Annotated in this window: 17 protein-coding genes and 1 riboswitch; of the genes, 3 read left to right on the top strand and 14 right to left on the bottom strand. The window is 68.5% G+C overall.

Going from position 1 to position 20,575, the window contains the following annotated elements:
• The first annotated feature begins 242 nt into the window (after positions 1–242).
• Both JNO53_RS10110 and JNO53_RS10115 read left to right on the top strand, forming a co-directional pair.
• On the top strand, positions 243–755 hold the full coding sequence (locus tag JNO53_RS10110; protein WP_203110424.1) for a hypothetical protein: 513 nt from the start codon (positions 243–245) through the stop codon (positions 753–755).
• 113 nt (positions 756–868) lie between these two features.
• Positions 869–1,543, top strand: a complete 675-nt coding sequence (locus JNO53_RS10115) for a hypothetical protein (RefSeq protein ID WP_203110426.1) — start codon at positions 869–871, stop codon at positions 1,541–1,543.
• 18 nt (positions 1,544–1,561) lie between these two features.
• On the opposite strand, the gene JNO53_RS10120 is transcribed toward JNO53_RS10115, so the two are convergent.
• The 14 genes from JNO53_RS10120 to JNO53_RS10185 all read right to left on the bottom strand — a co-directional run bounded on the left by JNO53_RS10120 (position 1,562) and on the right by JNO53_RS10185 (position 18,054).
• On the bottom strand, positions 1,562–2,215 hold the full coding sequence (locus JNO53_RS10120; protein WP_203110428.1) for a trimeric intracellular cation channel family protein: 654 nt from the start codon (positions 2,213–2,215) through the stop codon (positions 1,562–1,564).
• 146 nt (positions 2,216–2,361) lie between these two features.
• A complete protein-coding gene (locus JNO53_RS10125; protein ID WP_203110429.1) occupies positions 2,362–2,784 on the bottom strand; it encodes a YbaY family lipoprotein in 423 nt (140 codons plus the stop codon).
• A gap of 49 nt (positions 2,785–2,833) precedes the next feature.
• Positions 2,834–4,165 carry an amidase family protein gene (locus JNO53_RS10130; RefSeq protein WP_203110431.1) on the bottom strand — a complete coding sequence of 444 codons (1,332 nt, stop codon included), beginning with the start codon at positions 4,163–4,165 and terminating at the stop codon, positions 2,834–2,836.
• A 64-nt stretch (positions 4,166–4,229) separates the two neighbouring features.
• Entirely contained in the window at positions 4,230–5,708 is a 1,479-nt protein-coding gene (locus tag JNO53_RS10135) for a DUF4403 family protein (protein WP_203110433.1), read from the bottom strand.
• Between the two features lie 96 nt (positions 5,709–5,804).
• The gene (lpdA, locus tag JNO53_RS10140; protein ID WP_203110435.1) at positions 5,805–7,220 is read right to left on the bottom strand and encodes a dihydrolipoyl dehydrogenase; all 1,416 of its coding nucleotides are present in this window, start codon (positions 7,218–7,220) and stop codon (positions 5,805–5,807) included.
• Positions 7,213–7,566 (bottom strand): hypothetical protein, encoded by a 354-nt coding sequence (locus JNO53_RS10145; RefSeq protein WP_203110437.1) that lies wholly within the window; start codon positions 7,564–7,566, stop codon positions 7,213–7,215. The genes lpdA and JNO53_RS10145 overlap by 8 nt, the downstream gene beginning before the upstream one ends.
• Positions 7,566–8,837: a 2-oxoglutarate dehydrogenase complex dihydrolipoyllysine-residue succinyltransferase gene (odhB, locus tag JNO53_RS10150; protein WP_203110440.1), complete on the bottom strand. Its 1,272-nt coding sequence runs from the start codon at positions 8,835–8,837 to the stop codon at positions 7,566–7,568. Before odhB ends, JNO53_RS10145 begins: the two co-directional genes overlap by 1 nt.
• A gap of 11 nt (positions 8,838–8,848) precedes the next feature.
• Positions 8,849–11,698, bottom strand: a complete 2,850-nt coding sequence (locus tag JNO53_RS10155) for a 2-oxoglutarate dehydrogenase E1 component (RefSeq protein WP_203110442.1) — start codon at positions 11,696–11,698, stop codon at positions 8,849–8,851.
• Positions 11,699–11,750: 52 nt separating this feature from the next.
• Positions 11,751–12,035 carry a GIY-YIG nuclease family protein gene (locus JNO53_RS10160; protein ID WP_203110450.1) on the bottom strand — a complete coding sequence of 95 codons (285 nt, stop codon included), beginning with the start codon at positions 12,033–12,035 and terminating at the stop codon, positions 11,751–11,753.
• 51 nt (positions 12,036–12,086) lie between these two features.
• Positions 12,087–12,977: a succinate--CoA ligase subunit alpha gene (gene sucD, locus JNO53_RS10165; RefSeq protein ID WP_203110452.1), complete on the bottom strand. Its 891-nt coding sequence runs from the start codon at positions 12,975–12,977 to the stop codon at positions 12,087–12,089.
• Between the two features lie 96 nt (positions 12,978–13,073).
• The gene (gene mdh / locus JNO53_RS10170; protein WP_203110454.1) at positions 13,074–14,036 is read right to left on the bottom strand and encodes a malate dehydrogenase; all 963 of its coding nucleotides are present in this window, start codon (positions 14,034–14,036) and stop codon (positions 13,074–13,076) included.
• 281 nt (positions 14,037–14,317) lie between these two features.
• A complete protein-coding gene (locus JNO53_RS10175) occupies positions 14,318–16,297 on the bottom strand; it encodes a putative bifunctional diguanylate cyclase/phosphodiesterase (RefSeq protein WP_238401805.1) in 1,980 nt (659 codons plus the stop codon).
• A gap of 141 nt (positions 16,298–16,438) precedes the next feature.
• Positions 16,439–16,783, bottom strand: coding sequence for a hypothetical protein (locus JNO53_RS10180; RefSeq protein ID WP_203110456.1), 345 nt, complete (start codon positions 16,781–16,783; stop codon positions 16,439–16,441).
• A 143-nt stretch (positions 16,784–16,926) separates the two neighbouring features.
• The gene (locus JNO53_RS10185) at positions 16,927–18,054 is read right to left on the bottom strand and encodes a cell wall hydrolase (protein WP_338015336.1); all 1,128 of its coding nucleotides are present in this window, start codon (positions 18,052–18,054) and stop codon (positions 16,927–16,929) included.
• Positions 18,055–18,259: 205 nt separating this feature from the next.
• Positions 18,260–18,474: riboswitch (cobalamin riboswitch) on the top strand.
• 89 nt (positions 18,475–18,563) lie between these two features.
• On the opposite strand from JNO53_RS10185, the gene JNO53_RS10190 reads away from it, so the two are divergent.
• Positions 18,564–20,498 carry a TonB-dependent receptor plug domain-containing protein gene (locus JNO53_RS10190; RefSeq protein ID WP_203110458.1) on the top strand — a complete coding sequence of 645 codons (1,935 nt, stop codon included), beginning with the start codon at positions 18,564–18,566 and terminating at the stop codon, positions 20,496–20,498.
• The last annotated feature ends 77 nt before the right edge of the window (positions 20,499–20,575 follow it).

The following is a 20,575-nucleotide window of genomic DNA, read 5'->3' on the forward strand; positions in this document are numbered from 1 at the left end:
GGGCTCATAACTCCCGCGAATATGCGGTCGGGTGTCGCTGGCGCTTTGCCGGTGGCACTCGACCGCGCAAGGCTGACATCAGCCAGGCCCTGCCTGCGCAGGGGCGACGAGACGTTCATAATTTGAAGCTCTTTTCTGAATATCGCCTGTCGCGGCAATTCAGCCTCGTCTCACTGCGGATGACCTAAAAGGGCATTCGTAGCCGGGAGCAGTTCCGCTCCCGGGAGAGCGAGGAATGCACCATGAAGACCATTTCCAAAGCCCTGGTCGGAACCGTCGCCGCAGGTGCGATGGCGATGACTTCAGCCGCGCCCGCCATGGCGCGCGATTACTACGATCGTGACGACGGTATCGATGTCGGCGACGTGATCGCCGGCGCAGTGATCATCGGCGGCATCGCCGCGCTCGCCGGCGCCTTCGATGGCGACGACGACCGCTATCGCGACCGCTACCGCGGCTACAACTACGGCCCGCGCGGCGCGATCGAACGCTGCGTCGCCGCGGTCGAGAACAACGCCCGCCGCTATGGCTACCGCTATGCCGACGTCACCGAAATCCGCGACGTCGACGGCCGCCGCGGCGATCTGCGCGTGAAGGGCCGCATGACGGTCGACGGGCGCTACGATCGCTACAACCGCTACGGCTACGACCGCTACGATCGCGGCCGCGGCTACGACAGCGGCAAGTTCACCTGCCGCATCGACCGCGGGCGGGTCTATGACATCGACTACGACGGCATCCGCGGCCTGAGCTAAGGCCGACAGGAAAACCACGACGGACGGGCGGTTCAGGATGTCGAAATCCTGGACCGCCTAGTCTTTTCTGCAATCGAGCGGCAGAATGCCGCCGTTTGGAAGGCACCTGGCTCATGAGCCGTATTTCGAAGATCTCCACCATGCTCGCGAGCGCCGCTGCGCTCGCGATGGCTGCGACGCCCGCCGCCGCGGCCGAACTGCCTGCGCGCGGCCCTGCCGTCGTGGAAAATGCGCTGGCCGTCTGGAGCGCCGAAAACGTCGCCGCCGAGCGTTCGCGCTGGCGCCACCGGCACCGCCACTGGCGGGACCGCGACAACGGAATCGACGCTGGCGACGTGATCGCCGGCGCCGTCCTCATCGGCGGTATCGCCGCGCTTGCGGGTGCCTTCGACAACGATCGCGACGAACCGCGCGCCGACTATCGCTATCCCCGGCAGAGCTACCGGAGCGACGGTCTCGACCGCGCGGCCGAGATGTGCGTCGCCGAAATAGAGCGCGACGTGCGCGTGGCCTCGGTCGACGGCGTGGACCGCGCGGCCGGGGGCTGGCGCGTCAACGGCTCGCTCTACGACGGGGAGGGTTTCACCTGCCGGATCGGCAACGACGGGCGCATCTCCGACATCGACTACGGCGAAGGCGGGGTGCGTTACATCACCGAGGCGCGTGGCAACCAGTGGGACGACGAGACTTATGCGGCCGCCTGGGATCGTGTCGATGGTGGCGCGGCGTCGCCGCAGCCGGCCTATCCGGGCGGCCCGCTGCCGGGCGAGACCTACGAAGGCTACTGAGGCCCCGCGGCGGGGGCATCAGCGCTCCGCCTCCGCTTCCTCCTTCTTCCGCCGCTCGCGTTCGCGGTAGCTGGGCAGGGCGATCTGCCAGCGGATCGCCGCGCCGCGCAGCGCGAAGCCGGCCGCCCAGGCCGTGGTCCACGCCGCCGCGTCGGGCAGACCGGCGACGGTGCCGACCACCGTCAGGCTCGCCGAGAGCGCCGCGGCGGTGACGTAGAGCTCGGGCCGCATGATGATCGACGGGACACCGGCGATCACATCGCGCACCACGCCGCCCGCGCAGCCGGTGATGATGCCGAGAACGGCGGCGGGAAACGGGTCGACGCCATAGGCCAGCGCCTTGGCCGCGCCGAGCACGGCGAAGGCCGCCATCCCCGCCGCATCGGCCCATTCGAGCAGGCTCCCCTCCCACCAGCGGCGCGGCGTGAACCAGGCGATCAGCGCCGTCACGAAGATCACCAGGGCCACCCACGGATCGCGCAGCCAGAAGGCGGGTGCGCCGATCAGCATGTCGCGCACGGACCCGCCGCCCACGCCCGTCACCAGCGCGAAGAACGCCATGGTGACGAAGGTCTGCTGCAGCCGCGCCGCAAGCAGCGCACCCGTGAGCGCGAAGACCGCGGTGCCGGCAAGATCGAGCGCCGGGGGGAGGGCAGGGGCGTCCGGAAACATGATGCCATTCCTAGGCCCGTTTCTCGTGCGAGGGAACGGGCGGTGTGTGTTCCCCCCGGAGAGTAAACTTCAACTCGAGTTGAAGTATCCGGTCACGAGCCCGATCCCGGCGACAGCGCTGCCACCGCGCTCGCCCCCCATCGCGCTTAGCGTTGCACCCGCACGAGCATCAGGTTTGCCGGCGTCCCCGGTGCGGGGAGCGCGAACCGGGTGTCGGTGATCCACAGCAGTGTGCCCGAAGCGTCGGTGATCCGGGCCGAGACGGCATAGCTGCGGCCCGGTACGATCCGTGCCGGATCATACTCGAGAGCGAAGGGGATCGGTACTTGCCTTCCTGCCGTCTCGATCTCGGTTTCCGCGATGACCGTAGCCGGAGCATCCGCCAGGCTTACGTCCGAAATCGCGACCCTGAGCCGCGCATCGGGCGGCAGGGCTATGCGCTCACGATAAGCAGCGGTTCCGTCGAGAGTCACGCGGGCCGCCGCGGTTTCGGACGCCGCAGACGAGGTATCGGTGGTTTCGCAGGCGGCGAGCGCCGCAAGGATCGGCAGCAACAGTAGAAGACGCATCGTCGTTTCTCCCGATGGATTTGCCCGGTGTAGCGCCATTAGGCGGCCATCACCCGTGCAAAATCTCCCCGATCGCCTTTGCCGCGGCGATGCAGTCGAGGTCGGCCCAGCGCGGGCCGATCACCTGCATGCCGCAGGGCAGGCCGTCGGTCGCGCCGACCGGCAGCACGGTGGAGGGCAGGTTGGGGAAGGTCGCGATCCCGGCCCAGGCGAGCCCGGCGGCCGCGCTTTCCTCGCGCCCGTTGATCGTCAGCGTGCCGTCGAACACACGCCCCTCGCGGTGCGGCATGGCGAGCACCGGCGCCGGCGGCGCGAGGACGAAGTCGTAGGTTTCGAACAGCGCGTGCCACGCCGCTTCGGTGCGGGCCTGTGCGTCGAGCAGGTCGAACCAGTCGGTCGCGGTGGCGCGCTTGCCGTCGGGCGCGGGCATCCCGCGCGCCATGGCGACGTTGAGCATCTTCATATAGTCCTGCTGCTGCCGCGCGAGATCGGGCAGCAGGTCGGTCGTGCGCTCCACCCGCACGCCGGCGTCCTCCAGCGCCGCGACCGCCGCCTCGATCGGGCCGAGCACCGCCGCGTCGACCGGGCTCCCCGGATAGTCGGTCACCAGCAGCAGCCGGCAATCGGCGAGCCGCCTGCCGCTCGCGTGCATCGGGATCGACGCGGTCAACTGCAGCAGGAGCGCAAGATCGTCGGCATTGCGCGCGAGCGGTCCGGCTATCGAGAGCGCTCCGTCGTGCGCGTCGCTGCCGGCCATCATCGGATGATCGTGGCCGTGCTTCGAGATAAGGCCCCAGCTCGTCTTGTGGCCCCAGACGCCGCAGAAGTGCGCGGGCACACGGACCGATCCACCGATGTCGGTGCCGTATTCGCACGGTACCATGCCGCTCGCGACCGCCGCCGCCGATCCGCCCGAGGAGCCGCCCGGGCTGCGCGAGGTGTCGTGGGGGTTGCGGGTGCGGCCGTAGACCGGGTTGCGCGACTGCCAGTCGGCCAGATCGGGCGGCACGTTGGTCTTGCCGATGAAGATCACGCCGGCCGCCTTCAGCTTCTGCACGATCCGCGCGTCGCGCCTGGCGATGTTCCCGGCGAACTGCTCGTGCCCCCAGGTGGTCGGCAGGCCGGCGATGTCGAAGCTTTCCTTGATCGTCATCGGCACGCCGAACAGCGGGCGGTCTTCCCCGGGCGTCTGACCGTCGAGCGCCGCGGCCGTCTCGCGGGCGCGCTCGAAATCGCAGACCACGACCGCGTCGATCTGCATGTCCCGATCCTCGATCCGGGCGATCGCCGCATCGACCGCCTCGAGCGGCGACAGCGCCCCGCTGCGGATCTGCGCCGCGAGCGCGATCGCGCCCGGCTGGTCGGTCAATGTCGGAATCATTCGATCGTATCTCCCGTTCGCCGCCGCAGCATGGGCAAACGGGCCTGATTTGCAAGCGCGGAGGTCAACGCGGGGCGAGGGTGATCGACGCCGTTCCCGTGCCGCGGACCGGCAGGTAGAGCCCTTGTCCCGCCGCGGTGAGGCGGCCGGTCTGCACGTCCTCGATCCGCGCCCGGATCAGCAGGTCGCCTTCGGGCTTGCTCTCGATCGCCCGCCCGATCTTCGCCAGGAGTTCGTCGTAGTCGTTCTCGAAGTTCTGGGCGAGCGCCAGCGCGATCGTCTGCGAGAAGCCGGGCGAGTTGGCGAGATCGAGCAGCAGATCCGCGCCCGTGCGGTTCGTATCGCCGGTGACTTCGAGATCGCGGAACGAAACCTCGCGCGAGTTCTCCGCGTTGACTGGCCTGGCCGTCAGCCAGACGGTGCCGCTGGCGGCGCCGAGCGCGCGGTCGCGCGGCGTGGCGGTGAAGGTGACACCCACCGCCAGCCGGCCGCCGATGGTGCCATAGGCCTCGACCTCGCCGAACCGCGCGTCCACCGCGCCGATGCCGGGGAGGGCGAAGGGCCGCTGCGCACGCTTTGCCAGGGCCTCCGCGATCACCGGTTCGAGCTGGGCGTAGTCGGCGATCACCGGGATGAAGAACACCAGCTTGCCCGGCTCCTCGTCCAGTTCCTCGAGCGGGGGAAGCGGCGTGGCGGCCGGATCGGCGGGCCGGTCGCCGACGAAAGTCTCGGTGCGCGCCTTCATGCCGAGTTGCAGCTCGATCCGTTTGCCCGAGAGCGTGAAGCCGCCGTACTGCAGTTCCTGCGGAGTGATGCGCATCCACACCGGCGGGTTCGATTCGTTGAGCTGGAGCGAGGTGAAGGCCTTGCTCCACAGCCGTTCGACCTCGCCGCGGAGTTGCACTTTGGCGATCTCGCGCGGCAGCGTGCGCTCCAGCCGCGCCACCACGCCTTTGAGCTTGGCGTCCGCCTTGCTGGTGAATTCGATGCGCTGGCCGAGGAAGTCGACGTGCGGGGCATCGGTCCAGTCGTACTGGATGTCGACCGTGCCGCGCGGGCTCCAGTCGCGGTTGAGCGCGATGTCGACCACCGCGCGCACCTGTGCGTCGCCGGTCGCGGTCTCCTGCTTGAACACGCCGGCGATGTCCTTGGCGCGCACCTCGGCGTGGATCGGCATGGTGACCACGATCCGCTGCCCGCGCCCCTCGAAGGTCAGCCGCCCGCGCGTCACCGTGCCGACGATGTCGCACTCGATCCGCGGCGTCTTGAGCTTGACGAAGGCGACCTCGATCCGCTCGGAGGCGACGCAGGTTTCGCCCTTGCGGTCGATCGTCCATAGCGTGCGCGGCACCTCCCGTTCGAGCGCGGCGCCGAGCGCGGACAGGTCGGCCGTGACCGGCACGGCGATGACGGAGGACTGCGGCGGCACCTGGATCGTGCCCTGCGCCCGCGGGGGAGGGCCGGCGGGCGCATCCTTCTTGCAGCCCGTCAGTGCGAATGCGGCCACGAGGGCCGCCAATGCGGCAATTCGACCGATCGCCATGGATCGCTGCATCCTGTTGCCCTGGATGCAGATATACCCGGGCCGGCGATCGGTTCCAGCGCGAAAGAGCCTCGCGCGCCGGAACCGGGCCGCTGCTTACATGTGGATCGGCTTGCCGGTCACCGCCATCGCCGCTTCCTTGATCGCTTCGCTGTGCGTCGGGTGGGCGTGGCAGGTGTAGGCGATGTCCTCGCTGGTGGCGCCGAATTCCATGGCCTGGGCCGCCTGCGCGATCATCGTGCCGGCGACGCTGGCGATGCACCAGACGCCGAGCACGCGGTCGGTTTCGGCATCGGCGATCACCTTCACGAAGCCCTCGGGCTCGTGGTTGGTCTTGGCGCGGGAGTTGGCGAGCATCGGGAACTTGCCGACCTTGACCTCGCCCTTTTCCTTCGCCTGCTCTTCGGTCAGGCCGACGCCGGCGATTTCGGGCCAGGTGTAGACGACGCTCGGGATCACGGCGTGGTTCACGATGCCGGTCTGGCCGGCGATGTTCTCCGCGACCGCGATGCCCTCGTCCTCGGCCTTGTGCGCCAGCATCGGGCCGGGGATCACGTCGCCGATCGCCCAGACGCCCCCGTGTTCTGTGGCGACCTTCGTGCGGAAATCGTGATCGGTCTCGATCTGGCCGCGCTGGTTCGGCTCCAGCCCGATCGCATCGAGCCCGAGCCCTTCGGTATTCGGCCGCCGCCCGATCGAGACGAGCACGCAGTCCGCCTCCAGCGTCTCGCTCTCGCCGCCGCTGGCGGGTTCGAGCGTCAGCGTCGCCTTCTTGCCCTTGACCGTGCAGGCGGTGACCTTGGTCGAGAGGCGCAGTTCCATGCCCTGCTTCTTGAAAATCTTGGCCGCTTCCTTGCGCACGTCGCCGTCCATGCCGGGGAGGAGCTGGTCGAGAAATTCGACCACCGTCACTTCCGCTCCGAGCCGCCGCCAGACCGAGCCGAGCTCCAGCCCGATCACGCCGCCGCCGATCACGACCATCTTCTTCGGCACTGCGGCGAGCTCGAGCGCGCCGGTGCTGTCGACCACCACGCCCTTGGCATTGTCGACCTCGACGCCCTTGAGCTGGGTCACGGAGGAACCGGTGGCGATGACGACGTTCTTCGCCGTCACCGTCTCGTTGCCGACCTTGACCGTATGCGCATCCTCGAACGCGGCGCGGCCCTTGAGCCAGGTGACCTTGTTCTTCTTGAACAGGAACTCGATCCCGCCGGTGAGCTGCTTGATCGCGTCGAGCCGCTGGCCGTGCATCGCCTCGAGGTTGAGCTTGGGACTGACCTCGACACCCATCTTCGCCATCGCGCCGTTCGCGGCGGCGTCGAAATACTCGCTCGCGTGGAGCATCGCCTTAGAGGGGATGCAGCCGACGTTGAGGCAGGTGCCGCCGAGCGTGTCGCGGCTTTCCGCGCAGGCCGTCTTCAGCCCGAGCTGCGCCGCGCGGATCGCCGCGACGTAACCGCCGGGGCCGGCACCGATGACGAGGACGTCGTAGTCGTAGTTCTGGTCAGCCACCAATATTCTCCGCTGTCATGGTGTCGGCCGCATTGCCGGTCGCCCCAGCCGTGCGCGTGGCGCAGTCGTTGACGATCCCCTCAATGCGCTCAGGGGTCGCATCCTCGAGCGTCAGGTCGGGATCGGCCATGAAGGTATCCGCGCTGCACTGGCATACTTCGGCGACCCGCGCGCCCACGATGCCGGCGCTCCCGGCCATCTGCGCGCACTGGGCTGCGACGGCGTTGCGCACCTCGCCTTCGACGGCGTCGCCGGCGATCTGCGTCGCCGCATCGCAGCCCGCGAGCGATCCCGCGACGAGCAGAAGGGCGACCGTTTTCCCGAGCATCTGTTTCCTCTGTTCCATCAAAGATCGATCAGCATCCGCGTCGGATCCTCGATCGCCTCCTTCATGATCTTCAGCGCGGTCACCGCCTCGCGGCCGTCGATCAGGCGATGGTCGTAGGAGAGCGCGATGTACATCATCGGGCGCACCACGATCTCGCCGTCGACCACGACCGGGCGGTCCTCGATCCGGTGCAGGCCGAGCACCGCGCTCTGCGGCGGGTTGATGATCGGGGTCGACATCAGGCTGCCGAATACGCCGCCGTTGGAGATCGTGAAGGTGCCGCCCTTCATGTCCTCCATCGTCAGCGTGCCCTCGCGGGCGCGCTTGCCGAAGTCCGCGATGTCCTTCTCGATCTGGGCGAAGCTCTTGCGGTCCGCATCGCGCACCACCGGCACCACCAGCCCGTTGGGCGCGCTGACCGCGACCGAGATGTCGACGAAGTCGTGATAGACGATCTCGTCGCCCTCGATATACGCGTTGGCCGAGGGCACGTCCTTCAGCGCGAGGCAGGCGGCCTTGGCGAAGAAGCCCATGAAGCCGAGCTTGATGTCGTGCTTCTTGGCGAACAGGTCCTTGTACTTCTCGCGTGCCTCGATCACCGCGCTCATGTCGCAGTCGTTGAAGGTGGTGAGCAGCGCGGCATTCTCCTGCGCGCTCTTGAGACGCTTGGCGATCGTCTGGCGCATGCGCGTCATCTTGACGCGTTCCTCGCGCCGCGCGCCTTCGGCGGCGGGGGCAGGGATGTCGATCTTCGCCTGCGCTGGCGCGGCGTCGTCGATCGTGTCCGCGCCGCCCTTCTTGGCCTCGGCGGCGGCGAGCACGTCTTCCTTGGTCAGGCGGCCGTCCTTGCCGGTGCCCTTGATCGTCGTCGGGTCGACCCCGTGCTCCAGCACCGCGCGGCGCACCGCGGGGGACAGCGTCTGGGTGTCGACCGGGGCGGCTTCCTTGGCGGCGGCGGGCGCGGGGGCCGGCTTGTCCGCCTTCTCCTCCGCCGGCTGCTCGGGGGCCTTCTCCTGCCGCGGCTCGACCTTGGTGCTTTCGCCCGCGGCCACATCGTCCTCGATCACGGCGATCACCGCACCGACCTCGACCGTGTCGCCCACGGCGAACTTCTGCTCGCTCAGCACGCCGCCAACGGGCGAGGGGACTTCCACCGCGACCTTGTCGGTCTCGAGGCTGACGATCGGCTCGTCGACCTTCACCGCGTCGCCGGGCTTCTTCAGCCACTCGCCGATCGTGCCTTCGGTGACCGATTCACCGAGTGTGGGGACTTTGACTTCGCTGGCCATATTCGCGTTCCTCAAGCCTTCTTCTTGCCGGCAGTCTTGCCATTGCGCGCGGCCTCGCCGCCATCGTTCAGTCCGAGCGCCATCGAGACGAGGCAGCGCTGCTGCTCCTCATGCCGCTTGGCGAGCCCGGTTGCGGGGGAGGCCGCGACCTCGCGTCCGGCATAGCGCGGCCGCATGCCCTGATGCCCGGCAGATGCGAGCGCTTCCTCGATCTGGCTCTCGACGAAGAACCAGGCGCCGTTGTTCTTCGGTTCTTCCTGGCACCAGATCACCTCCTCGAGGTTCACCATGCGGCCGAGGCGCAGCGCGAGCGCTTCGCCGGGGAAGGGATAGAGCTGCTCGATTCGCACGATCGACACATCGTCCAGTCCTTCCTCGTCGCGCTTCTCGATCAGGTCGTAGGCGACCTTGCCCGAACATAGCACGAGGCGGCGCATTGTCTCGTCGGCGATGTCGGCCGTGTCGCTGACGATGCGGCGGAAGTGGCTTTCGCCCAGGAACTCGTCCGCGCTGCTCTTGGCCATCGGATGCCGCAACAGCGACTTGGGGGTCATGATGACCAGCGGCTTGCGGAACGAGCGCTTCATCTGCCGGCGCAGGACGTGGAAGTAGTTCGCCGGCACGGTGATGTTGCACACCTGGATGTTGTCGTTCGCGCAGAGCTGCAGGAACCGTTCCAGGCGGGCGGACGAGTGCTCCGGCCCCTGGCCTTCGTAGCCATGCGGCAACAGCAGGACGAGACCGTTCGCGCGCAGCCACTTGACCTCGCCCGCGGCGATATACTGGTCGATCATGATCTGCGCGCCGTTCGCGAAGTCGCCGAACTGCGCCTCCCACAGCACCAGCGTCTTCGGATCGGCAGAGGCGAACCCGTATTCGAAGCCGAGCACGCCGTATTCGCTCAGCGGGCTGTCGTAGACCTCGAACTTGCCGTGCGGGAGCTGGGTGAGCGGGATGTACTTGTGCTCGTCGGTCTGATCGACCCAGACCGCGTGGCGCTGGCTGAACGTGCCGCGGCCCGAATCCTGGCCCGACAGGCGCACGCCGAAGCCTTCGGTCACGAGGCTGCCGAAGGCGAGAGCCTCGGCCGTCGCCCAGTCGAAGCCTTCGCCGCTTTCGAACATCTTGCGCTTGGCGTCCAGCACGCGGCCCAGCGTCTTGTGGATCGTCAGGCCCTCGGGCACGCCGGTGAGCGTGCGGCCGAGGCTGTCGAACAGCTTGCGCTCTACGCCGGTGTCGATGTTGCGGCGCGCGGTTTCGGGATCGGCCGGCTTGTTGAGCCCGGTCCAGCGGCCGCCGAACCAGTCCGCCTCGTTGGGCTTGTAGCTCTTCGCCGCTTCGAACTCCTGCTCCAGCGTGTCGACGAATTCGGCGCAGAGCTTGTCGCGCTCGCCTTCGTCGATCACGCCCTGCTCGACCAGCCGCGCCGCGTAGATCTCGCTGACCTTGGGATGGTTCTTGATCGCCTCGTACATCAGCGGCTGGGTGAACTTGGGCTCGTCACCCTCGTTGTGGCCGAAGCGGCGATAGCACCACATGTCGATCACGATGTCCCGGCCGAACCGCTGACGGTATTCCATCGCCAGCTTGCAGGCGAACGTCACCGCTTCCGGATCGTCGCCGTTGACGTGCAGGATCGGCGCCTGGACGCCCTTGGCGACATCGGAGGGGTAGGGGGACGATCTGGCGAACTTGGGGCTCGTCGTAAAACCGATCTGGTTATTGATGACGAAGTGGATGCAGCCGCCGGTGTTGTAGCCGGCTACCCCGGAGAAGCCGAAGCATTCCCACACGATGCCCTGGCCGGCGAAGGCCGCGTCGCCGTGGATCAGCACGGGCAGGACCTGCTCGTGCTTCTTCAGATCGTCGCGGATCGCCTGCTGGGCACGGGTCTTGCCGAGCACGACCGGGTCCACCGCCTCGAGGTGCGAGGGGTTGGGCACGAGGCTCATGTGCACGTCGATCCCGTCGAACTCGCGGTCGGTGCTGGTGCCGAGGTGGTACTTCACGTCGCCCGACCCGCCGACGTCCTCCGGATTGGCGCTGCCGCCGGAGAATTCGTGGAAGATCACCTTGTAGGGCTTGCCCATGACGTTCGCGAGCACGTTCAGCCGGCCGCGGTGGGCCATGCCGTAGATGATCTCGCGCACGCCCGACTGGCCGCCGTACTTGATCACCGCCTCGAGCGCGGGGATCATCGACTCGCCGCCGTCGAGGCCGAAGCGCTTGGTGCCGACGTACTTCTTGGCGAGGAACGCTTCGTACTGCTCGCCGCGGATGACCGCGGCGAGGATCGCGCGCTTGCCCTCCGGCGTGAACTGGATGACGTCTTCCGGCCCTTCGAACTTCTCCTGCAGGAAGCGCCGTTCCTCGACGTCCGCGATATGCATGTATTCGAGGCCGACCTTGCCGCAGTAGCTCGAGCGCAGAATCTCGGCGAGCTCGCCGACCTTCAGCCAGTCGCGGCCCATCAGCCCGCCGACGTAGACTTCCTTGTCGTCCTGTCCGGCGAAGCCGTGCCACTCGATCCGCAGATCCTCGGGCAGCTCGCGGTTGCTGAGGCCGAGCGGATCGAGATCGGCCGCCAGGTGCCCGCGCACGCGGTAGAGCCGGATCAGCAGCATGGCGCGGATCGAATCCGCCGCGGCTTCCTCGATCGCCCTGGGATCGGTCGGCTTGCCCGCCTTCTCGGCCGCGGCCTTGACCGCGATCTTCATCGTCGTCGGGTCGAGCGCCTGGGTCAGGTCGCTCTCGGCATCGATCCCGGTCAGCGGCCAGCGGGGGTTGTCCCAGCTCGGCCCCGGCTGCGGCCCTCCCTGATCGGAAAGTTCGGGGAGGAAATCGTGGCTCTCGTTACCCATTTCTATCTCCGAGCCCCCGCGAAGGCGGGGGCCTCAGGCCGCTGCCGCATGATTACAATTCGTCCGCAAGGTCCTGCCACTCCGGGTTCATTTCGACGATCCGAGCCACTTTCCATGAGCGGTTCCATTTTTTCATTTGCCGTTCGAACGAACGGGCATCGTGAATGTTCTCGAATTCCGCGAACCAGACCAGTCGGTGGCAATTGTACTGTTTCGAAAAACTCGACACTGCGCCCGAGCGATGCTGCTCGACACGCTTCGCCAGATCGTCGGTGACTCCGATGTAAAGGACGCCCATCGGCTTGTTGGTGAGAATGTAGACATAGCCTGCTCTCATGCGTCGTCCGGGCGGCCTGAGGTCCCCGCCTTCGCGGGGACACACCGATAGCTAGGCCAGTTCCTTCAGCATGGCGTCGAGCGTCGTGCCGAGTTCGCTGGGCGAGGGCGAGACGCGGATGCCGGCGGCTTCCATCGCGGTGATCTTGTCCTCGGCGCCGCCCTGGCCGCCGCTGACGATCGCGCCCGCGTGGCCCATGCGGCGGCCCGGAGGAGCCGTGCGGCCGGCGATGAAGCCGACCATCGGCTTCTTGCGGCCCTTCTTCGCCTGGTCCTTGATGAACTCGGCCGCTTCTTCCTCGGCCGAGCCGCCGATCTCGCCGATCATGATGATCGACTTGGTCGCGTCGTCGCTGAGGAACAGGTCGAGCACGTCGATGAAGTTGGTGCCGTTGACCGGGTCGCCGCCGATGCCGACCGCGGTGGTCTGGCCCAGGCCGACCTGCGTGGTCTGGTGCACGGCTTCGTACGTCAGCGTGCCCGAGCGGCTGACCACGCCGACCGAACCCTTCTGGAAGATCGAACCGGGCATGATGCCGATCTTGCACTCGCCGGGGGTCAGCACGCCAGGGCAGTTGGGGCCGATCAGGCGCGACTTCGAACCGTCGAGCGCGCGCTTCACGCGGACCATGTCGAGCACCGGAATGCCCTCGGTGATCGCGACGATCAGCTCGATCTCGGCGTCGATCGCCTCGAGGATCGAGTCCGCGGCGAACGGCGGCGGCACGTAGATGCAGCTCGCGGTCGCGCCGGTCGCGGCCTTCGCTTCGGCGACGGTGTTGTAGACCGGCAGGCCGATATGCTCGGTGCCGCCTTTGCCCGGCGTCACGCCCGCAACCATCTGCGTCCCGTAATCGAGCGCCTGCTGCGTGTGGAACGTGCCGGTGTCACCGGTCATGCCCTGGGTGATGACCTTGGTGTTCTTGTCGACGAGGATGGACATTCTTCTTTTCCCTTTCCGATCCCCCGCGAAGGCGGGGGTCTCAGGCAGATTGGCGCTGGGCCGACTGAGGTCCCCGCCTCCGCGGGGACTCACGAATTACTTCAGGCTTTCGTCGATGCCCTTGCACGCCACCAGCAGCTCCTTGACCGCGTCGACGCTCTTCTGGAAGCCGGCCTTCGCCTCGTCGTCCAGCGGGATCTCGACCACGCGCTCGACGCCGTTCGCACCGATCACGATCGGCACGCCGACGTAGAGGCCGTCGACGCCGTACTGGCCGGTCAGGTGCGCGGCGCAGGGGAGGACGCGCTTCTTGTCCTTGAGATAGCTCTCGGCCATCTGGATCGCGCTGGTCGCCGGCGCGTAGTAGGCCGAACCGTTGCCGAGAAGCTGGACGATCTCGCCGCCGCCCGAACGGGTGCGCTGGACGATCGCGTCGATCTTCTCCTGCGTCGACCAGCCCATCTTGATGAGGTCGGGGACCGGGATGCCGGCGACGGTCGAGTACTCGATCACCGGGACCATGGTGTCGCCGTGGCCGCCGAGCACGAAGGCGGTGACGTCTTCCATCGAGACGTCGAACTCTTCGGCGAGGAAGTGGCGGAAGCGCGCGCTGTCGAGCACGCCGGCCATGCCGACGACCTTGTTGTGCGGCAGGCCGGAGAATTCGCGCAGCGCCCAGACCATCGCATCGAGCGGGTTGGTGATGCAGATCACGAAGGCGTCGGGGCAGTTGGCCTTGATGCCTTCGCCCACGGCCTTCATCACCTTGAGGTTGATGCCGAGCAGGTCGTCGCGGCTCATGCCCGGCTTGCGCGGCACGCCTGCGGTCACGATCACCACGTCGGCGCCGGCGATGTCCTTGTAGTCGCTCGTGCCCTTGAGCTTCGCGTCGAAGCCTTCGACCGGGCCCGCCTGGCTGAGGTCGAGCGCCTTGCCCGCGGGCATGCCTTCGGCGATGTCGAACAGGACGACGTCGCCCATTTCCTTCATCGCTGCGAGGTGGGCGAGAGTGCCGCCGATCATGCCGGCGCCGACGAGGGCGATCTTCTTACGAGCCATGGCTGAGCGTGTGTCCTTCCGATACGCGGGACGTGATGCCTGGCCGTAATGCGCGCAGCCCCGTGTCCCGCGAGGAAGCCGCGCCGGTTGAACGGCATGCGACCTAGGCTCGGCGAATGGCGATTGCAACCGTGAAAGGTCCCGCGTGTGGAACTATCTTTGCGATTGGTTCGCATTTGCAATAAATAGTTGTAACGGGACGATAACTGCGGGCTCGCGGGCTATCGGATAAGAAATCGATCGTTGCGCATCGGGTTCCCCGCTCGCGCTCGCGAAGGCCGTCAGGAGGCGGTTCTGCGCAGCAGGTCCTCGTCGCGCTCCTGCGCCAGCAGCATGGCCGCGAGATAGTCGGGCACGGCACGGCTGAAGTAGTAGCCCTGGCCGAGCGTGCAGCCCGCGTCGCGCACGGCGGTGACCTGCTCGATCGTCTCCAGCCCTTCGGCGACGATCTCCATGTCGAGCTGCGCGCCCATTTCGGCGACCGCACGGATGATCGCCTCGGTCCGCCGGGACACCTCGGGGCCGGACACGAAGCTCCGGTCGACCTTGATCTTCCGGAACGGATACTTGTTGACGTAGGCGAGCGAGGAGTAGCCGGTGCCGAAATCGTCGAGCGCGAAGCGCACGCCGCGTTCCGACAGCTCGCGGATGAACGCATCGGTCGCCTCGCTGTCGTCGAGGAACAGGCTCTCGGTCACTTCCAGCTCCAGCCGGGCGGGATCGAGCCCCGCCTCGCGCAGCGCGTTGATGATCCCCAGCGCCGCGCCCGGCGCCTTGATCTGTAGCGGCGAGAGGTTGACCGCCAGCGTCACGTCCGCCGGCCACTGCGCCGCGGCGCGGGCCGCCTGCGCAGTGATCCAGTTGCCGAGCGTGACGATCACCCCGGTCTCTTCCGCCACCGGAATGAACTCGTCGGGCCGCATCTCGCCCTTCTTCGGGTGGAACCAGCGCACCAGCGCCTCGAACGTGCGGATGCGCCCGGTCGAAAGGTCGACGATCGGCTGGAAGAAGATCGACAACTCGTTCTTCTGGATCGCGCCGCGCAGCTCCGCCTCGACTTCGCGGCGGCGCGCGAGATCGCGGCTCATCGCGGCATCGAAGAAGCAGGTCTGGCGCCGGCCGTTGACCTTGGCGTGATAGAGCGCGAGGTCGGCGGCCTGCATCACGCTGTCGGCATCGGCGCCGTCCTCGGGCAGCACGGCGACGCCGAGCGAGGCGCCGATCTCCAGCCGCTCGCCGTCGATCCGCACCGGGCGCATGATCTCGGCATGGACTTCGCTCGCCAGCCGCATGCAGTCGGCCCGGCTTTCGACCGCGCAGAAGACGATGAACTCGTCCCCGCCGAAGCGCGCGACGGTGGTTCCGGGGGGCGTGATCTCCTGCAGTCGCTTCGCCACGGTCTGCAGCAGGCGGTCGCCGACCGGGTGCCCGAGCAGGTCGTTCACTTCCTTGAACCGGTCGAGGTCGATCCAGATCATGCCCATCATCTGCCCGTCGGGCAGGTCCATCAGCGTCTCGACCATGGCGTGGTTGAGCCCCGCGCGATTGGCGAGGCCGGTCACCGCGTCGGTCCGGGCGAGTTGCTGCATCTTCTCCGCCAGGCGGGCGCTGGTTTCGGCCGCGGCGATATTGTCCCGCAGCACCTTGAACACGCTCATCGTGATCGCGGCCATGGCCGGGACCATCAGGAGGATGGTGACACCGAAGACGGTGAAGGCCAGCGAGCCGAGATAGACGCATGCCGCGATCATCGGCAGCGAGACGAGAATGAGCTGGCCGATCGCGATCACCGGGCGGCCCGCGTTACGGGCGCAGATGGCGACGCCGTAGCCGATGGCGTTGGCGGAGATCAGCACTTGCGCCGCCGGATCGACGTTCAGCACGAGCGCCGCCGCCGCGGCGGTGCCGAGAAGGAACGAGTAGGTGAACGCGCCGACTTCGTAGACGATCTCCAGTTCGCTGGTGCTGGTGTCGCTGTCGGGCGAGTGGCTGAAGGCGAGTGTGACCCGCGCCAGCGCGACGATGCACAGCGCCACGGTGAGCACGTACATGACTGCAGAATCGCTGACGTAGGCGACCACCAGCGAGGAGACGATGCCGCTCGCCGCGCCGGCGGCGAGGCTGCTCGGCTGGGTGTAGAGCGTGCGGACCAGCGTGCGGCGCACGCGTTCCGACAACGCGTCGCCCCTCTCGAAGTAGGACAAGGCGTTGAAGGCCTTCCCCTCGGGATCGCTGGTCGCCATGTGCGGGGGCATAACCATAAGTGGTCACTGCATAGTTAACAGGCTGCTTACGGGGCGCACTGCGCATAGTCCGTCATCCCAGCGAAAGCCGGGATCGCTGTCAGCCTGGTCTGACTTCGCGGCACCCGATCCCCGCTTTCGCTGGGACGACGGTCCTCTCTATCCCGAGCCATCCGACGCGGGCCGCACTACGGCCTGCGGGCGTCCGCGGGTTCCCTGCTCCAGCGACCGCGCGATCCGCGCATCGAGCGCGCGGCAGATCCCGAGCCACCAGTCGTAGCTTTCCCGGTCGCCGGCGAAGAAGGCGCGCTCCGCCTGGCGGCGCGCCTCGCGGGCGGCGCCGAGGCCGTGGCGCGCGAAGTGCCGCAGCGCGGCGTGCAGCATGCGGTCGTCGCCGCGCGTCGTGCAGTTGTCGTTCGCAGCGGCGGCGGCTCCGCGGCGCTGGAGAATCCGCGCGAGCGGCGAGTTCGCGGCAGAGCGCGAGGCTGCGAAGCGGAATGTCATGCGATGGCCTTCCATCAGGCTCCCGCCGGGGCGGTGCCGGTTGCGACTTGCGATGGAACTAGGGCCCGAGCCCCTAAGCGAGCGTTTGGCGCTACGGTTTCCGCGGCGTTAAGACTTGGGGCCCGCCGGCCCCCGCGAGCCGGTCAGTTCGGCTGCGCGATCCACCGCCCGCTGTTGGCATATTCGGGCCGGACCGTGCCGCCCGAGGGCAAGCTGTCGGCGGTGAATGCCGCGTCGCCGCCGTGCGCCTCCACCGCGGCCGCGTAGTCGGGCGCCGGCGCGCGAGCGGCCGTTCCGGGGCTCGCCGCCGCCGCGCTGATCCGCGCTTCCTCGTAAGCGCGAGCGAGCGCCACCGGATCGGTCGCTGCGGCGGGCTCCGGGGCGGAGGAGCGCGGGTGGGGCGCAGCGGCCGGCTCGACCCCGCGATAGCTTGCGGTGAATGCCGCCGGCCGTCCGGCGGCGCCGCGCCAGCGGTAGAAACGGTGCGCGCCGATGGTGCCGACGGTGTCGAGGCTCGATGCCCAGTACGGGTTGATCCAAATCGTGTGGTAATGGGTCGCGAGGCCGACCGGCTCGTAGACCTCGCCCGCCAGCGCCTGCCGCGCCACGGTCAGCGCCCGGTCCCACGCCGCCTTCATCGGCTTGCGCGCGAGCGAACCGTCGCAGGTGAAGGTGAACTGGCAGCCGGTCTTGCGCTCCGACCCCTGGAACACGACGCCGCACACGCTGTTCGGATAGCTCGGGTGCGCCACGCGGTTGAGCACGACTTGCGCCACGGCGCGCTGCCCGCCGATCGCTTCGCTCGCCGCCTCGTAATAGACCGCGCTCGCCAGGCAGTGCAGCGCGCGCGCCTTGTCGATGCCTGTTCCGGCCAGCCGGAACGCTGCGGCGGCAGGCCCCGCGACCCGCGCAGCGGCGAGTTCGGCGGCCACGCCGTCGCCGGTGCCGGTCGGATCGTAGAGCGTGGCGGCATTCTCGGGCAGGGCGTAGGCGACGCGCGGCGCGTCCTCGAGGAAGTAGAAGGCGGAGCCGGGGAAGTTCTGCCCCGCGCGCTCGTAGGCGAGCGGCTGGACCGTCTCCGCCTGCGTCAGCGCGGCGGCCGGCTCGCCGAACGCTGTCCAGTCGCCGGGCGCCGCCATCGCCGGCACGCCGATCGCCGCGGCCAGCGCGAGGATCCGCCGCCCGCTCAGGCGCCGCGCCAGGCGCGACCACAGCGTCACCGGCTTGCGGCGCGTGCGGAATTTCGCAGCGGAAGCGGGGGCAGGGGTCACGGCTGTCCTTGATTCGAGGAGGCAAATGCGCGGCGCGCTGGCGGCGCGTATCAGCAGCGAAGGCGCGCTTCGACCGCCCCGTCGCGGGCGTCCCTTGGCGGTACAGATCGCAAGCGCCGGTTAATCGGGATGCTGAAGAACGGGTTACGAACGGCGACGTCGCATCATTGGCCCAGTGGCTTGCCGCGGCGCGGAGGCGCGTCTAAGGGCCCGCGACGTCATGGGTTGTCCGCCTGCCCTTTCGCAAGGGAGGGCGGACCGAAGAGGGAAGGGGGTTGAATGCCCCCGCTGCCCCCGCAACTGTGACCGGGGAGCGCCCGTTCCCACGCGCCACTGGTCTCGTCCCTCGGACGGCCGGGAAGGCGGAGCGGGCCGCGAAGATCCGGGAGCCAGGAGACCTGCCGATGACGGTCGTTCGCGCTGCCGGGCGGGGTGCACCGGAAGCAAGCGGGGAGGGCGTGCGCCCTCGCTCCGTCATGAGCGGCAGTTCGTTCGTGACAGGAGGATACATGCGTAATTACTTGATAATCGGTGCAAGTCTCGTGGCGCTCGCCGCGCCGCTTCAGGCGCAGGACAGCGGCGACGATGCGGCGGCCGAAGCCCCGAAGATCTCGTCCGATCCCTTCGCCGACTTCCGGCCGGAGGAGACGGAGATCACCGTTACCGCCACCGGCACGCGGATCGAGCTGGAGGACACCGGTCAAGCCGTCACCGTGATCGGCGAGCACGAGATCCAGAGCATCCAGGGCGCCGACCTGACGCGCGTGCTCGAGCGGGTACCCGGCCTGGCGGTCAGCCGCGACGGCGGCGTCGGCGCGGTCACCAACGTCGGCCTGCGCGGCGCGAAGGGCGAGCAGCTTCTCGTCCTGATCGACGGCGTGCGCGTGGCCGATCCGGCCTCGCCCGGCGGCGCGTTCGACTTCGGCAATCTGCTCACCAGCAATCTCGCCAAGATCGAGGTGCTGCGCGGATCGAACAGCACGATCTGGGGCTCGGACGCGATCGGCGGGGTGATCGTCGCCTCGACCCGCGCCGAAAGCGGCCTCCAGGCGAGTGCCGAATACGGCGCGCGCGACACCGCCACCGGCGCCGTCTCGGGCGGGATCGGCGGCGATCGCGGCTTCCTCGGCGCCTCGGCGAGCTACTATCGTACTGACGGCTTCTCGCAGGCCGCGAACGGCACCGAAGCCGACGGGTTCGAGCAGTGGACCGCCGGCGGGCAGGGCCGCCTCTACCTCTCGCCCAGCTTCGAGATCTTCGCCCGCGGCCGCTGGGCCGAAGGCGACCTCGACCTCGACGGCTTCCCGGCGCCGGACTTCGCGCTCGCCGATACCGGGGACACGCAGGACACCCGGCAATATTCGGGCTCAGCGGGCGCGATCTACGACACCGGCCCGCTGTTCGTCAGCGCCGCCTACTCCTTCGCCGATACCGAGCGGGTGAACCGCGATGCCGCCGGCGAGCCGACTTTCTCCAGCGACGGCCATTCGGACCGGGTCGAAGTGCGCGGCGAGTGGCGCCCGATCGGCCCGCTGCTGGTCAACTTCGGCGCCGAGAACGAATGGGAGGCCTTCAGCACTTCCACCGAAGAGCGCCAGACCACGCGCATCTTCGGCGCCTATACCCAGGTCGGCATCGAGATGGGCCCGCTCGCCGCGCACGCCGGCGTGCGGCTGGACGACCACGCGCGCTTCGGCAGCGAGACGAGCTTCGGCGGCGACATCAGCTATGCCCTGACCCGCGACCTGCGCCTGCGCGCCAGCGTGGGCGAGGGCTTCAAGGCGCCCACGCTCTACCAGCTCTTCTCCGACTACGGGAACCCGGCGCTCCAGCCCGAACGCAGCACCAGCTACGACATCGGCCTGATCCACGGCGACCGCTCGCTGACGAAGTCCCGCTTCTACGGCGCGCTCACCGCGTTCCGCCGCGACGCGCGCGACCAGATCGAGTTCGTGAGCTGCTTCGGCGGGACCGACCCGTTCTGCGCGGACCGGCCGTTCGGCTACTACGGCAACACCGACCGCGCCCGGGCGCAGGGCGTCGAAGTCGAACTCGGCGCGCGCCCGTCCGACCGGGTGACCACCCGCGCGGTCTACGCCTACGTCGATACCGAGAACCGCACGCCGGGCTCGGCCAACCAGGGCAACGTGCTCGCCCGGCGCCCGCAGCACGCGCTGACGCTATCGGCCGACTGGCGCACGCCGCTCCGCAACTTCACGATCGGCGGGGACGTGCGGATGGTCAGCGACTCGTTCGAGAACGCGGCCAACACCACCCCGCTCGACGGCTACGCGCTCGCCTCGGTGCGCGCCTCGCTGCCGTTCGGCGAGCGGTTCGAGCTGTTCGGCCGGGTCGAGAACCTGTTCGACACCGACTACCAGACCGCCGCCGGCTACGCCACGCCCGGCCGCAGCGCCTACATCGGCGCCCGCGCGCGGTTCTGATAATGAAAAAGCGCCCGGCCTCGCGGGAGGCCGGGCGCTTTCGATTTTCTGAGCGTTCAACCGTCCGTCATCCCAGC

Source organism: Altererythrobacter sp. C41 (assembly GCF_016803135.1).
In the GTDB taxonomy this organism is placed as follows: Bacteria; Pseudomonadota; Alphaproteobacteria; order Sphingomonadales; family Sphingomonadaceae; genus Pelagerythrobacter.